Source organism: Nonomuraea sp. NPDC049486, assembly GCF_040676925.1.
Classification (GTDB): Bacteria; Actinomycetota; Actinomycetes; order Streptosporangiales; family Streptosporangiaceae; genus Nonomuraea; species Nonomuraea ferruginea.
The window spans coordinates 210,467-223,070 of record NZ_JBFAPV010000016.1 but is presented as its reverse complement, the minus strand read 5'-3'; the positions used below and the strand labels follow the sequence as shown (position 1 = coordinate 223,070).

Here is a 12,604-nt window from a genome sequence, read left to right as displayed (position 1 = left end):
GGCCTTCGACGACTCCTCCCGAAAGGCCCGATACGTCACCGCCTGCGTCCCAGAAATCCCCAATCGCCCTGAATTATTTCTCTGAGATCACCTCAGTGACCGCACTCCTCGATGACGCCGCCGTGCACGTTCGTCGCGATGGCCTTCGCACTGTCGATGCAGTGAGATCCGAAGGACGATCGGCCGCCCCATGCCATCATCGGCACGGTCAGCTTCTCCTCGGTCAGCTCCCTCATCTGGTCGGCCGACTGCGGAATGGAGCCGTAGAGGTTGAGGCTCGCACGCAAATTGCCGGGCTGACGCATCTGCATGACATATGCCTGGATCTCCGATTCCGGCACCGCAGTCGGATCGTAGGCGAAATCTCGGAAGAAGTGCCGCAGATATTGCTCTTCACGTCCCTCGATGAGGAACCGGGTGATGTCCATGTTCATATGCATCCCGAGGTGCCAGTACGCAATGCGGGGATCCACGTAGCCCGGGTAGTCGAGGCCGAAGAACGGCGTTTCGATCGTCGAGAGCGACAAGGCGCGATCCTCTGCCAGGTAGGCAAGGGCGACGGAGGCAGGGCCACCCAGATCATGGCTCAGAATGTGAAAATGCTCTATGTCCTCCGCATCGAGCAGGCCCAGCATGTCGGCAGCGATCGTCTTGGGCTCGTAGCCGCTGAACGGCTTGTCACTGTCGGCGAACCCCCTCAGATCAGGAGCGATGAAACGGTACTTGTGGCCCAGTCGCTCGATGATGATCAAGTACTCACGGTGCGTTTCCGGCCAGCCGTGCAGGCACAGGACGACCGGCCCCGATCCGGCGACGACGTAGTGAAGCCGGATCCCATTGGTCTCGGCACGCTTGTGTTTCAGGTCCATCAGATCCCCCTGTCCGATCTCTCCTGTCCTTAGATTCCCCGTTCCCGCCCATGCACGGGCAACGATTCGGAAACCGCTGTGCATGCACATCCTCGTGAGGTCTGTCCACTCTGCGGACCCGCAACAGTCGACGGCCGCCGCCGCCAGGGACGAATACTTACGCCCCAGCTCCATAAAGTGCATCGTGGATGGCGTGGTGCAACTCTCTCATCGCGCTTCGCTCGACTCCGGTTCTTGTCTGAAACTCCCAGTCTTCCAACTCCTGATCTGCTTCACGCAGACCCGCGATGATTGTGCGCATCTCTTTGACAGAGAGTTCGAGGACGATCGCATCGGAGCTACGGGACATTACCTGCATTCGGAGATCTCCCTCAAGGTGTTGTCACAGACGATCGGGATATGCTCTGCCCGTCAGCCAGGAAGGCGCCAATTGCAGATGCCCTCGATGCATAGCTCGGTGGTCGTCTCACCAGGGTCCGGCGCCTTGATGGAGACATTGCCACCCCACCGGCTGTAGCGGGTGTCGACGTGGAGGGTTCTGCCTACCAGTTCGTCCAGGCCGTCGGCGAATGTGAATGTGCTCCGCACCCTGCTGATCACGTTCATGGAGTTCAGAGTGATGGTGTAGGACAGTCTCGTGCCCGAATCCCAGCCGGCGTGCGTCGAGTGCTGCGCCCAGAGGGAAACCCGCTCAAGCTCCTCGAAAGTGATTACGCCCGTGATGGTGTCTCCACTCCGCTTCCCGTTCTTCAGCAGAGCGTCCAGGGTCGCGGGCTCGGCCGGGTTGACGAGTTGCTCGTCATAACCAAGCAACTCTGTGTGCCAGAGGTGCGACTGGTGAGAATCCTTCCACCAGTCGTTGCCCGTCTTCAGCCACTTTCCTACAGGGCCCCCGGAACGGTAGCCGGTGCCGCCTACGTCGTGGTTGAAGCCGATAGCACGTTCACGTCCGTGCTCACCCCCCGTGGTGGTGACGTGGAGGGCCTTGACGCCGCCGTCCGCGTTGAACTCGAAGAGCCCCGTACGCTGGCGCTCCACCCGTTCGCCGGCGCCACCTGACAGAGTGGTCACCTCGGTGAAGTGCACGCCACGTCCCGGCGCCAGAAGAGCATCAAGCGCCCGTACGGGGTCCTTGGTCACTGCGTGAGAAGAATCACCGCCTGCCAGCAGAACACCACAGGCCACCAAAGTCACGGTGATCCTTTTCATCAACGTGATGATGCCCCGCTCGGATCACATTCAGAGCACGGACAGGATGCGATCACATGCGACGGTCTCGATCCCGTTCGATCTCGCGCTGGATCCCATAGACCACGAGGGCTGCCGTGCCCACCAGGATTCCCACGGCGCCGAGGGTGCCGCCGATTCGGACCACGTCAGGATCAGGACTTGCCTTCAGAGCAAGCGAAATAGCGGCGACGACGAGAGCTACGCCTGTGAGGACAAGGGGCGTCCAATTCACCTTCACGAGATCCATCCTCTGCCATCTTCTTCAATGGACAGCATCAGGTGCTGACCCCGGCCCGCCCATTCATCCCCGCGATCTGTACCATCACAGCCTCCGAAGCGCCTCCGGCCTCGGGTGAGCCGACCTCGACTGCCCTTTCACGCCCATCTCCGTGCCTGCAGCGTCCCTCACAGCAGCAGCCAAGGTGTTGCCACATGCATGGAGGCCGACCATCGGAGATCAGGCCACCCTTGCATGCCGTCAGAGACGGGGCAAGAGCCCTGAGGCCGCCCCAACCCGGCACCAAGGCCATGGGGATCAACAGCTTCCGACACGGCGTCCGGGTCGGCCTGTCCGAGGTCCGCCGCATCCCCGGACCGGCCAAGACCGTCACCCAACTGCTCGGCAACGTCCTGCTGGAAGTCTTGCGCGACCGCGAGCACGACGTGCTGTGCTTCGCCCACGACCTGAACGTTTCCCACCACAAGCTTCCGCAGGTTGCCGGGCCGGGGAGGGCCTCCCCCAGTTCCCGCCGCCACTATCGGCACGTTCCGCGCCCCATACGCCGGGGAGTCCTTGACGGCTGCTTCCAGGATCTTCACCGCGTCCATGGCCTTCGCCCCGATTTCGAGAGGCTCGGCACTCCCTTGTCCCACCACAAGGGCGGGCTGCTGCCGGGCCTCCTGGCAGCTACCCGGGCCGGACTCCCATCGGCAAGCGACGACGAGCTTACGAACAGCAAGATCCACCGCTATGTCACGGCTTCACCTCCTGCTCTGCTGGGCGCACGAAAAAAGCCTCAGTGCTTCGCCCAGTAGATCATCCGAACGTATGGACCTAGCATCGCAGGATCGGGTGCTCCGTCATGGACAATTGGCTCGATAAGAGGACCTTCCCCAGAATGGAGAGCCTCCATGTCGAAGATTGCATCCTCTATGTCCTCGTCGAGTTCGCTCGTACGGCGTCGAACCCAGAAGCTCAATTCGATGCGATCCTTCTCCGCACGGACTGCCACGGCAATCACATCTGGGGAGATGAGGCCCAATAGCGCCTGGACCGCGTCCAGAACTGCCTCATTCTCTCGCTCGAGTTCTTCCGGGCTCATCATCGTACCCTCTGGTTCGTCGGAACCACGCTTGGACTTGTTGTGCCTTTGATCAGGAATTTAGTCGCAGGTACGCCGAATCGGCCCATGCGTGGGTTGTTGTCGTAGCCGGTGACCGAATTTATCCTGATCTTGATGTGTCCCCCTTGGTGATCCCCAGAATTTGCGCATACCCACCGCGATCTGTACGGAGCGCCTCCGTTCCCGGGCGAGCCGGCCTCGACCTGTCTCCGTGCCTGCAGCGGCCTTCACTTCAAGAGCGTCGAGATTCACCTGGAAGGATTGACGGGCCCTGTATCGAAACAACGGAACGTGAGGCTGATGCGGCGTCCGGCGGAAGTGGTGCGGGGGACACCGTGGGTCCAGGTGCACTGAGTCTTCTGTGTCATCAGGAGCAATGACCCGTGCTCCAGGACGAGTTCCGTGCGGTGGGCCCGGTCGACGCTGCGGAATACCAGGGGACGTGTCGCGCCGAGCGAGACGATCGCGATCGCGCTGGACGGAGTCAGACCCTCATAGGAATCCTGGTGGAAGCCCATGGTGTTGTCGCCGGTTTCGTAACGGTTGGCCAGGCATTTGTTGAAGGGGTGACCCGCGAACTCACCGACGCGGGCCGCGATCGCCGCGATCCGCGACGGCATCGCCATGGGTTCGTAGTGCTGGCCGGAGTAGTTGTACGGCACACCGAAGCTGGCGGTACGGCGCGCACGCATGCGGTCGTCCCAGGTCACCTCGGCGAGGAGGAAGGCCAGATCAGTGTCGGCATGGGGCAGTGCGTCCGCGAAATAGCGGACGTCGAGTGGCGGTGCGGTCATTGTTTCTCCGTCGCGGGGTTGGGGGTTCAACCAGTGGTGCGGTGTGAACTCACGTTGTCGCTGGCGACGAAGGGACGGCATGGCCGGGATCCTAGAAGGGGCTCGCACCCGCGGGCCAGCGAATAACACCGGCCCGCAGACGCGATGACCGTCGCCTTCGCATAAGCGCAAACAGGCATGCACCGATATCGGTGGCTGTACTCTGATCAACTGTTCGTGCCGAGTCCGGCAGGGCTGCCGGAGAACGAACGAGCCGAGCGGCTGGCGCGCGCCACGCGCGAGGCCCGCAACGCCGCCCGGTTGCGCAAGTACGACGGCATCGTCGCGGTCCACGACGTCGTCGTCGACGGCGGCCTTCCTTGGATCGTCATGGAACTCGTCGACGGCCGCTCGCTGAGCGAGCACCTCGCGGAGCACGGACCGCTTCCGGCGGGCAGGGCCGCCGAAGTCGCCGCCGCACTGCTGACGGCCGTCGGCGCGGCGCACCGGGAAGGTGTCGTGCACCGCGACATCAAACCCGCCAACGTCATGCTCGCCGAGAACGGGAAGGTCCTGCTCACCGACTTTGGGACCGCGATCCACAACACCGACACCGCGCTGACCGCCACCGGGATGCTCATCGGCTCGGCCGAGTACACGGCGCCCGAGCGGTTGCGCGGCACCGACGGCCTTCCCGCCGGCGATCTGTTCTCCCTCGGCGTGACCCTCTATCAGGCCGTCGAGGGCGTCTCGCCGTTCCGCCGCGACACCCACGAGGCGACGCTGGCCGCGGTGCTGCTGGAGGAGGCCCCGGCGCCGCGACGGACCGGACCGCTCACGCAGCTGATCACCCGGCTGCTGGACAAGGACCCGCAGCGCAGGCCGACCGTCGCCGAAGCACTGACCATGGCAGGGGCACAGCCCGCCGCCGAGGTCCACGTGCAGCGCGACACCAAGATCCTCCCGGCGCGGCCGAAGGCGTGGCAGCCCATGGGTGTTGCCGCGCTGATGGCGATCGTCACGGCGGTCGGCGTCGCCGGGCTCCCTGATGCCGGCGGGACGTGGGAGCACTTCGAGCACTACGGGGACGATGCCGTGCTCAGCGTCGCCTTGCTGATCGTCGCCGTTGCCGATGTCGTCCTCACCGGCTTGCTGTGTGCCGGTCTCGCGTGGTTCCTGCCGGTGCGCGTAGGCAAGACCATCACCGCGCTCGTCGGTGTCGCGGGGTTCGTCTTCGGTTGCGGTGCGGCCGCGTTCGCCTTCCACGGCGCGGGCGAGACCTTGCGGAGCACGATGGAGCTGTCAGGGCGAGAGTCGGCGACGGTGTCGCTGGCCGTGATCAGCATCGTCGTCCTCGTCGCGGCCGGGTTGGCCTGGAGCTCCCGACGCCGGGTCTGCCACGTCGCAGGTGGACTCAGACATCGATGGAACGGCTCCTGACCGATCGGTCCCGGTCAGGAGCCACGGAAGAGTTGCTCCTCATCATCACGCGACCGCGTCGGTCACTGAATCCAGTCGAAGCGGCCGGGTCCGCAGTAACTCTTCCCATTGATCTTTCCGCATACCTGGTACCAGATCTGCACACGAGGACTGACGGCCCCGGAGATCGAGAACGAGACCTCGTTTCCGGACCCGTAGAGACGTCTGATCTGCCCGCTACCGGAAACGCTGGGCCTTTCCCAGTAGAGCCCTGCCTCGGTCGCTCCCTCTTCGACCTTCAGCGTGAACGAGTTACGGCCCTTGCTCATGTTGTGAGTTCCGCTGTTGAACCATGCCTTGGCGACCGGCCGGTCATTCCAGTAGGCGGCGCTCTCACTGGTCGCCGCGCTCGCCGGTGACGCTACGAAGACAAGGGGCCGGACGATCGCGGCGGCAATGGTCGATCGGATGGAGCTTCGCATCGAGAAACTCCTGAAAGTCAGGGACTGGCACTCCCGTGTTCGGCGGATGCCTGAGGTTGCCCTCCCAAGGATTTCCAGCCTCGCGGAACCGCGCCAATCTTTTCGACCGTGACGCAAATGCGCAGGTCAAAAGAACCGGGCCCTTGCACCCATTCCAGCCAACCGGGAAAGACGAGGCTTGACGCAGTCAGGTCCCGGTGCCGAATCCGTCCATCGCTTCCCGCTCCTCCAGGCTCTGCAGTTCCTGGAACACGGTGATGTGCATGCCACCCGGCGCGTCCAGTCGGGCGTTCAGCGACTGCCAGGGCGTGACGGTCGGCGGCGCGACCTCATCCGCTCCGGCCGCCGTCAGACGGTCGACGGTCTCCCGCGTGTCGTCCACCTCGAACGCCACCCGGAACTTGGGCGCCACCTGCCGCCCCACCTCCACGTCGTCGATCATCCGCTTCTGCGCCGGATTGGCGATCTCCAGCGTCGCCCGGCCCGCATCCAGGATCACCACCTCGGCCCCGTCACCCCCGGAGAAGGCGGCCTGCTCCGGCAACCCCAGCACATCCCGATAGAAGGCGACGGCCGCTTCGTAATCCTCCGCCTCCACAACCAGCCGCAACTGCCGGACCGCCTTCGGCTGACGCTCGCTCGACATGGTCATGCCCTCCACAGAAATCCTCCGGCGTGGCCCACCCGTGTGATGCCTGGAACGCCGCGCACCCCATCGTGCTCGAACCGGATCCGGGCGTCGAATGGAGGCAAGACGTCGAGCGGCCGCGCGTCCATGCGCGCGGCCGCTCGCGGGAAAAACGACGACGGGTCAGGTGAAGTTGACGTCGCTGCAGAAGTAGTACGTCTGGTCCATGTGGGACGCCTTCCAGATCGTGTAGATCACGTGGCGGCCGGTGCGCGAGCCCTTGGTCAGGCTGGTGATCAGGTAGTTCTCGGCGGGCGCGTACCGGGGAGTCTCGCGGACGAGCTCCAGGTGGTTCCAGCCGAGCGGGGTCGTGGTGGCGTCGTAGCCCTGGCGGGTGATGTAGACCCTGATGTAGTCGGCGCCGTGGCGGGCCTGGTCGTGCAGCCGCATGCTGAACGAGCTGCCGACGTTCGTCATGGTCCAGGCGCCGGGGGTGTCCATGGAGCGGTAGCGGCCGTCCTGGGTCCGGCCGGCGCTGCAGAGCTGGCCGTTCGGGACGGCGGCCTGGTGGTTGCCGCCGACGTTGTCGCGGTAGAGGCCGTTCCAGTTCCACATCGCGTTGGTGTTGTCCTGCCAGGCCTGCCAGCACATCGGGTCCTGCTGCTGCATGGCGGGGTTCTGGAAGTCGCTGCCCCAGCGCAGCCAGCAGCCGTAGTTGCGGGAGGCGGGGTCGACGATCGAGCCGTGCGCGGAGGCGGTGCCGGTCAGGGGCATGGCGAGGAGGGTCACCGTGGCGGCGAGCAGCGCGAGGATGCGCCGCGCCCGGCGGCGGGGTCCGGCGTGGGACATAGTGCGGTCTCCGTGTTCCGGTAGGGGGCCGGTGGTGGGAGCGCTCCGTCCGGTGACGGTATCTGACCGCGGAAGGCCACGCCAATGACGGCATGATGTCAAGGGCCGAAATGGACGAACCTACCAGGGGATGAGCTGGGGAAAGGGCTTTCCGAAGCGGGCTCGTACGTGCTGAAAATTTCAGCCGTAGTCAGGGTTGGCGACGGCGAGTTTGGCGCGTACGGCCTCCTTCAGGAAGGGCGCCAGCATGGGGTTGTCGTCGAGGCGGCCCTCGCGGATCGCGGCGGCCAGCTCGGCGTCGGAGGCGACGCCGAGGGCCGCCAGGCGGGTCTCGTGGTCGAGGGCCTGGGACGGGCCGAGGTCGATCTCGCGTTCGACCATGGCGAGCACGTTGATGGCGACCCTGGTGTGGAAGCGGACCCGGCCCTCGGCCGCCGGGAGCACGTCCGTTTCGAGGAACTCACGGACCGCGGCGACCAGCTGGGCAGATGTCGGGGCGTCGTGCATGCTGTTCTCCGTTGACCGGACAGTCGTTTTCGGTTGAGATCCTTGCATGAGTTTCGCCGTGCCTGACAGGGTCCGCCCGCTGCGGGATGCCGTGTACGCGTTCATGACCGAGCGGGTGGAGCCCGCGGAGCGCGCCATCGAGGAAGGCGGCCGGGAGGCGCTCCGCGAGCTGCAGGAGGAGGCGAAGAAGGAAGGGCTCTGGGCGCTCGGGCACCCGAAGGAGCTGGGCGGCGGCGGGCTGCCGTTCCTCGACTACGTGTACGTGAACGAGGTGCAGGGGCGCAGCGAGTACGGGCAGCTCGCGCTCGGCACGTACACCTTGCAGGACTCGCTCATGCTGTACGAGCACGGGACCGCCGAGCAGCGGGAGCGCTATCTGGCGCCGCTGGTGCGGGCCGAGATCTCGCCGAGTTTCGCGATGACCGAGCCGGCGGTGTCGAGCAGCGACCCGACGCAGATCGCGACGCGGGCGGTGCTCGACGGCGACGAGTGGGTGGTGAGCGGGCACAAGTGGTTCACCACGGGCGCGTCGCAGGCGGCGTACACGACCGTGATGTGCCGGACCGAGGAGGACGCGCCGCCGCACCTGGCGTTCTCGATGATCCTGGTGCCGACGGACACGCCCGGTTACACGATCGTGCGGGAGACGCCGGTGCTCGGGCTGAACGGGTCGCACTGCGAGGTGCGGTACGAGGACGTGCGGGTGCCGGCGGCCAACCTGCTGGGGCCGCGCGGGCACGGGTTCGTGATCGCGCAGAAGCGGCTCGGGCCGGGGCGGATCTTCCACTGCATGCGGTGGCTGGGGCAGGCGCAGCGGGCGTTCGACCTGATGTGCCGCCGGCTGCACGAGCGGACGGCGTTCGGCGAGCCGCTGGCGAAGAAGCAGCTGATGCGGCAGCACGTGTTCGACTCGTACGCGGAGATCCAGGCGGCGCGGCTGCTGACGCTGCAGGCGGCGGAGGCGGTCGACGCCGGGGGCGGCGCGCGGGTGGAGATCGGCGCGATCAAGGTGGTCGGGGCGCGGATGCTGCACAACGTCATCGACCGGGCGATCCAGGTGCACGGGGCGGCGGGGCTGACTCCGGACACGCCGCTTGACCGGATGTACCGGCACGCGCGGGCCGGGCGGATCTACGACGGGCCGGACGAGGTGCACATCGACTCGGTGGGGCGGCGGATACTCGGCGAGTACGCGGGCGGCGGCAACTGGGAGTTCGGGCTCCGGTGACCGACGTCGACGCGGTGGTGCGGGAGGCCTTCGGCGGCGGGGCCTCGGTCGAGGGACGGGTGCGGCTGCCGGGCGGGGCCTCGCGGGAGACGTGGGCGCTGGACGTGGTCACGCCTGACGGGGTACGGCATCCGCTGATCCTGCGGTCGGGGGCCGAGGGCGGGCTGGGCGCCGGGCTGGCCGCCGAGGCGGGGTTGATCCGGGCCGCGCGGGAGGCCGGGGTGCCGGTGCCCGGCGTGGTGGCGGCGGCTGATGCGTACGTGCTCATGGAGCGGATCGAGGGTGAGACGATCCCGCGGCGGATCCTGCGGGACGACGCCTTCCGCGAGGCGAGGCCGCGGCTGGCCGCGCAGTGCGGTAAGGCGCTGGCGGCGATCCACCGGATGCCGCTGTCCGCGCTCCCCCAGGCCGGCGCGGCAGGCGCGGCGGACGATCCGCTGGATCAGTGGCGGGCGGCGCTGGACATGGCCGGGGAGCCGCATCCGGTCTTCGAGCTGGCCCTGCGGCGCCTGGCGGCGGCGCGGCCGGAGCGCGGCCGGCGGACCGTGGTGCACGGCGACTTCCGCAACGGCAACCTGATCGTCGGGCCCGAGGGCGTCAGGGCGGTGCTCGACTGGGAGCTGGCGCACGCCGGCGACCCGCTGGAGGACCTCGGCTGGCTGTGCGTCAAGGCGTGGCGGTTCGGGTCGCCGCTGCCGGTGGGCGGTTTCGGGTCCTACGACGACCTCGTGACCTCGTACGAGAAGGCGTCGGGACACCCGGTGGACCGGGAGGCGCTGCGCTGGTGGGAGACGTTCGGGGTGCTCAAGTGGGGCGTCATCTGCGTCGTGCAGGCCCGGCGGCACCTCACCGGCGAGTCGCGGTCGGTGGAACTGGCGGCGATCGGGCGGCGGGTGTGCGAGAACGAGTGGGACCTGCTGGCCATGCTGGAGGAAAACCCGTTGCGGTGACTCACGCCGGGGCAGCACGCTGAAGCGGTGGCCATCCTCGAGGCGATCAAGCTGGTCAAGCGGTTCGGCCCGGTCACCGCGGTCGACGAGGTGAGTTTCGGCGTAGGCCACGGCGAGGTCGTGGGGCTGCTCGGCCTCAACGGGGCGGGCAAGTCGACGACGCTCCACATGCTGCTGGGGCTGATCACTCCCGACGCGGGCCAGGTGCGGGTCTTCGGGATGGATCTGGCGCGGCACCGCGTCGAGGTGCTCAGCCAGGTCAACTTCGCCGCCAGCTACGTGGACCTCCCTGGGCCGCTGCTGGTGCACGAGGTGCTGGACGCGTTCGCCCGCCTCTACGCGGTGCGGCGGCCGAAGGCGCGGGTGGCGGAGATGATCGAGCTGCTGGAGCTGGGGCCGCTGCGCGGGCGGCGGATGATGGACCTGTCGTCGGGCCAGCGCACCCGGGTGCAGCTGGCCAAGGCGCTGCTCAACGCGCCCCGGCTGCTGGTGCTCGACGAGCCGACGGCCAACCTCGACCCCGACGCGGGCGACCGCATCCGCGGCCTGCTGTCGCGGGTGGCCCGGGAGAACGGCAGCGCGATGCTGATCACCTCGCACAACATGCGCGAGGTGGAGCGGATGTGCGACCGCATCTGCTTCATGGCGGCCGGGCGGATCGTCGCCGCGGGGACGGCCGCGGAGCTGGCCGGTCATTACGGGGCCGTGGACCTGGAAGAGGTGTTCCTGAAGGTGGCGCGCGGATGACGACTCTGACGCTGCCCCCGCTCGGGGCGGCCGCCCGGCGGCAGCGGATCCTCGGCGTGGTGCGGCGCGACTTCGCGGCGTTGCGGCGCAGCCCGATCAGGATGTTCGAGATCCTGTTCTGGCCGACGGTCGAGCTGGTGCTGTGGGGGTTCGTGACGCTTTTCCTGCAGTCGCAGCGGGTGCCGTTCGTGGTCACGTTCCTGCTCGGCGCGGTGCTGCTGTGGCAGGTGCTGCAGAAGGCCAGCAACGAGATCTCCATCGCCTTCCTGGAGGACATCTGGTCCAGGAATCTGCTGAACGTCCAGGTCAGCCCGTTGTCCAGCGTGGAGTACGTGACCGGGCTGATGCTGTTCGCGCTGGGCAAGGTGGCGGTCGCGGTCATGGTCATGGCGGGGCTGGCGTACGCGCTGTACGGGTTCGGGGTGATGACCCTGGGCGTGGGGCTGGTCCCGTTCATGGGGGTGCTGCTGGTGTTCGGCTGGTCGCTCGGGCTGGTCGGCATCTCGGCGGTGCTCAGGTTCGGCGAGAACGCGCAGGTGATCGCCTGGTCGCTGGTGTTCGTGGTGCAGCCGCTGGCGGGGATCTTCTACCCGGTCTCGGTGCTGCCGGAGCCGCTGCGGGTGGTGGCCTGGTTCACGCCCGCGTCCCACGTGTTCGAGGGGATGCGCACGGTCATGGCGGGCGGCGCGGTGCCGTGGGACCGGATGGCGTGGGCGGCGGGGCTGAACGTGGTCTACGTGGCGGCGACGCTGGCGCTGTTCGGGTGGGCGTTGCGGTATGCCCGGCGGCACGGGAAATTGTCCCGGTTCGGCGACTGACGGCGAGTCCTTCCGGGATTAGTGTCGAACGCATGAAGATCACTCCGAACAGCGGGACCGGGTCCGGGGCCATCACCCCCGACGGTTCCTCCGTCGAGGTCTACAAGAGGATCAAGCCGCGCGAGGAGCCGGACGTCGTGGCCGGCCAGGTGCCGGCCGGCGGGTCGGTGCTCGACCTGGGGGCGGGCGTGGGGCGGGTGACGCACGCCCTGATCGAACGCGGCTACGAGGTGGTCGCCGTCGACGAGTCGGCCGAGATGCTGGCCGAGGTGCGCGGCGCGGAAACCGTGTGCACCCGTATCCAGGACCTGCGGCTGGGGCGGCGCTTCGACGGGGTGCTGATGGCCTCGAACCTCGTGCACACCGCCGACGAGGAGGGACGGCACGGCCTGCTGGAGGCGTGCGCGCGGCACGTGGCCGGGGACGGGGCGGTGCTGATCCAGTGGACGCCGCCGGAGCGGCACGACGCCTGGGAGGTCGGCCGCGGCCGCACCGAGGGCGACATGCGGATCGAGATGTCGGCGCTGGAGGAGGTCGCTCCCGGCGTGGTCAACGCCACCATGCGGTCCGTGTGCGGGGAGCACGAGTGGACGCAGTCGTTCACCTCGCGGCGGCTGTCGGACGACCAGCTGGCGGCCGCCCTTGAGGCGGCGGGGCTGCGGCTGGACCGGTTCCTGACCGACGACAGAACCTGGGTGAGGGCGGTGCCCTCGACCGGTTCGTGACCGGTTCCGCCGCTCGGTGAGGGCTCTGGAGCGGGC

Annotated in this window: 15 protein-coding genes; 7 read left to right on the top strand and 8 right to left on the bottom strand. The window is 67.4% G+C overall.

The genetic code is table 11. From position 1 onward, the window contains the following. Positions 1–92: 92 nt before the first annotated feature. From AB0K05_RS36575 to AB0K05_RS36565, 3 genes are all read right to left on the bottom strand, one after another. Positions 93–869: an alpha/beta hydrolase gene (locus tag AB0K05_RS36575; RefSeq protein ID WP_364235465.1), complete on the bottom strand. Its 777-nt coding sequence runs from the start codon at positions 867–869 to the stop codon at positions 93–95. Between the two features lie 411 nt (positions 870–1,280). After that, positions 1,281–2,078, bottom strand: coding sequence for a hypothetical protein (locus AB0K05_RS36570; RefSeq protein WP_271276546.1), 798 nt, complete (start codon positions 2,076–2,078; stop codon positions 1,281–1,283). A gap of 52 nt (positions 2,079–2,130) precedes the next feature. Next, a complete protein-coding gene (locus tag AB0K05_RS36565; RefSeq protein WP_271276545.1) occupies positions 2,131–2,346 on the bottom strand; it encodes a hypothetical protein in 216 nt (71 codons plus the stop codon). Between the two features lie 281 nt (positions 2,347–2,627). Here AB0K05_RS36565 and AB0K05_RS36560 point away from each other — a divergent pair, with 281 nt between their 5' ends. Beyond that, complete coding sequence (locus AB0K05_RS36560) at positions 2,628–3,134, top strand: hypothetical protein (protein WP_271276544.1); 507 nt, start codon at positions 2,628–2,630, stop codon at positions 3,132–3,134. Between the two features lie 556 nt (positions 3,135–3,690). Here AB0K05_RS36560 and AB0K05_RS36555 read toward each other — a convergent pair. Then, positions 3,691–4,236, bottom strand: coding sequence for an alpha-ketoglutarate-dependent dioxygenase AlkB (locus AB0K05_RS36555; RefSeq protein WP_364235461.1), 546 nt, complete (start codon positions 4,234–4,236; stop codon positions 3,691–3,693). Between the two features lie 216 nt (positions 4,237–4,452). Here AB0K05_RS36555 and AB0K05_RS36550 point away from each other — a divergent pair, with 216 nt between their 5' ends. Next, on the top strand, positions 4,453–5,655 hold the full coding sequence (locus AB0K05_RS36550; protein ID WP_364235459.1) for a serine/threonine-protein kinase: 1,203 nt from the start codon (positions 4,453–4,455) through the stop codon (positions 5,653–5,655). Between the two features lie 62 nt (positions 5,656–5,717). On the opposite strand, the gene AB0K05_RS36545 is transcribed toward AB0K05_RS36550, so the two are convergent. The 4 genes from AB0K05_RS36545 to AB0K05_RS36530 form a co-directional block, all read right to left on the bottom strand. Continuing rightward, positions 5,718–6,116: a hypothetical protein gene (locus AB0K05_RS36545; protein ID WP_364235457.1), complete on the bottom strand. Its 399-nt coding sequence runs from the start codon at positions 6,114–6,116 to the stop codon at positions 5,718–5,720. Between the two features lie 187 nt (positions 6,117–6,303). Then, positions 6,304–6,768: a VOC family protein gene (locus AB0K05_RS36540; RefSeq protein ID WP_364235454.1), complete on the bottom strand. Its 465-nt coding sequence runs from the start codon at positions 6,766–6,768 to the stop codon at positions 6,304–6,306. Between the two features lie 159 nt (positions 6,769–6,927). Further along, positions 6,928–7,593 carry a lytic polysaccharide monooxygenase gene (locus tag AB0K05_RS36535; protein WP_364235452.1) on the bottom strand — a complete coding sequence of 222 codons (666 nt, stop codon included), beginning with the start codon at positions 7,591–7,593 and terminating at the stop codon, positions 6,928–6,930. A gap of 180 nt (positions 7,594–7,773) precedes the next feature. Beyond that, entirely contained in the window at positions 7,774–8,100 is a 327-nt protein-coding gene (locus tag AB0K05_RS36530; RefSeq protein WP_364235449.1) for a DUF6285 domain-containing protein, read from the bottom strand. Between the two features lie 46 nt (positions 8,101–8,146). On the opposite strand from AB0K05_RS36530, the gene AB0K05_RS36525 reads away from it, so the two are divergent. The 5 genes from AB0K05_RS36525 to AB0K05_RS36505 are packed head-to-tail and all read left to right on the top strand — an operon-like array spanning position 8,147 to position 12,568. After that, positions 8,147–9,328 carry an acyl-CoA dehydrogenase family protein gene (locus AB0K05_RS36525; RefSeq protein WP_148032001.1) on the top strand — a complete coding sequence of 394 codons (1,182 nt, stop codon included), beginning with the start codon at positions 8,147–8,149 and terminating at the stop codon, positions 9,326–9,328. Then, complete coding sequence (locus tag AB0K05_RS36520) at positions 9,325–10,278, top strand: phosphotransferase family protein (protein ID WP_364235445.1); 954 nt, start codon at positions 9,325–9,327, stop codon at positions 10,276–10,278. Before AB0K05_RS36525 ends, AB0K05_RS36520 begins: the two co-directional genes overlap by 4 nt. 27 nt (positions 10,279–10,305) lie before the next feature. Further along, positions 10,306–11,025 (top strand): ABC transporter ATP-binding protein, encoded by a 720-nt coding sequence (locus tag AB0K05_RS36515; RefSeq protein ID WP_364235442.1) that lies wholly within the window; start codon positions 10,306–10,308, stop codon positions 11,023–11,025. Next, a complete protein-coding gene (locus AB0K05_RS36510; RefSeq protein WP_148032004.1) occupies positions 11,022–11,843 on the top strand; it encodes an ABC transporter permease in 822 nt (273 codons plus the stop codon). The genes AB0K05_RS36515 and AB0K05_RS36510 overlap by 4 nt, the downstream gene beginning before the upstream one ends. Positions 11,844–11,875: 32 nt before the next feature. After that, the gene (locus AB0K05_RS36505) at positions 11,876–12,568 is read left to right on the top strand and encodes a class I SAM-dependent methyltransferase (protein ID WP_271277448.1); all 693 of its coding nucleotides are present in this window, start codon (positions 11,876–11,878) and stop codon (positions 12,566–12,568) included. The last annotated feature ends 36 nt before the right edge of the window (positions 12,569–12,604 follow it).

Bases quoted from the DNA above. Each gene is read 5' to 3' on its own strand.
- AB0K05_RS36575 (WP_364235465.1), bottom strand. From the start codon at position 869: ATGGACCTGAAACACAAGCGTGCCGAGACCAATGGGATCCGGCTTCAC.
- AB0K05_RS36570 (WP_271276546.1), bottom strand. From the start codon at position 2,078: ATGAAAAGGATCACCGTGACTTTGGTGGCCTGTGGTGTTCTGCTGGCA.
- AB0K05_RS36565 (WP_271276545.1), bottom strand. From the start codon at position 2,346: ATGGATCTCGTGAAGGTGAATTGGACGCCCCTTGTCCTCACAGGCGTA.
- AB0K05_RS36560 (WP_271276544.1), top strand. From the start codon at position 2,628: ATGGGGATCAACAGCTTCCGACACGGCGTCCGGGTCGGCCTGTCCGAG.
- AB0K05_RS36555 (WP_364235461.1), bottom strand. From the start codon at position 4,236: ATGACCGCACCGCCACTCGACGTCCGCTATTTCGCGGACGCACTGCCC.
- AB0K05_RS36545 (WP_364235457.1), bottom strand. From the start codon at position 6,116: ATGCGAAGCTCCATCCGATCGACCATTGCCGCCGCGATCGTCCGGCCC.
- AB0K05_RS36540 (WP_364235454.1), bottom strand. From the start codon at position 6,768: ATGACCATGTCGAGCGAGCGTCAGCCGAAGGCGGTCCGGCAGTTGCGG.
- AB0K05_RS36535 (WP_364235452.1), bottom strand. From the start codon at position 7,593: ATGTCCCACGCCGGACCCCGCCGCCGGGCGCGGCGCATCCTCGCGCTG.
- AB0K05_RS36530 (WP_364235449.1), bottom strand. From the start codon at position 8,100: ATGCACGACGCCCCGACATCTGCCCAGCTGGTCGCCGCGGTCCGTGAG.
- AB0K05_RS36525 (WP_148032001.1), top strand. From the start codon at position 8,147: ATGAGTTTCGCCGTGCCTGACAGGGTCCGCCCGCTGCGGGATGCCGTG.
- AB0K05_RS36510 (WP_148032004.1), top strand. From the start codon at position 11,022: ATGACGACTCTGACGCTGCCCCCGCTCGGGGCGGCCGCCCGGCGGCAG.
- AB0K05_RS36505 (WP_271277448.1), top strand. From the start codon at position 11,876: ATGAAGATCACTCCGAACAGCGGGACCGGGTCCGGGGCCATCACCCCC.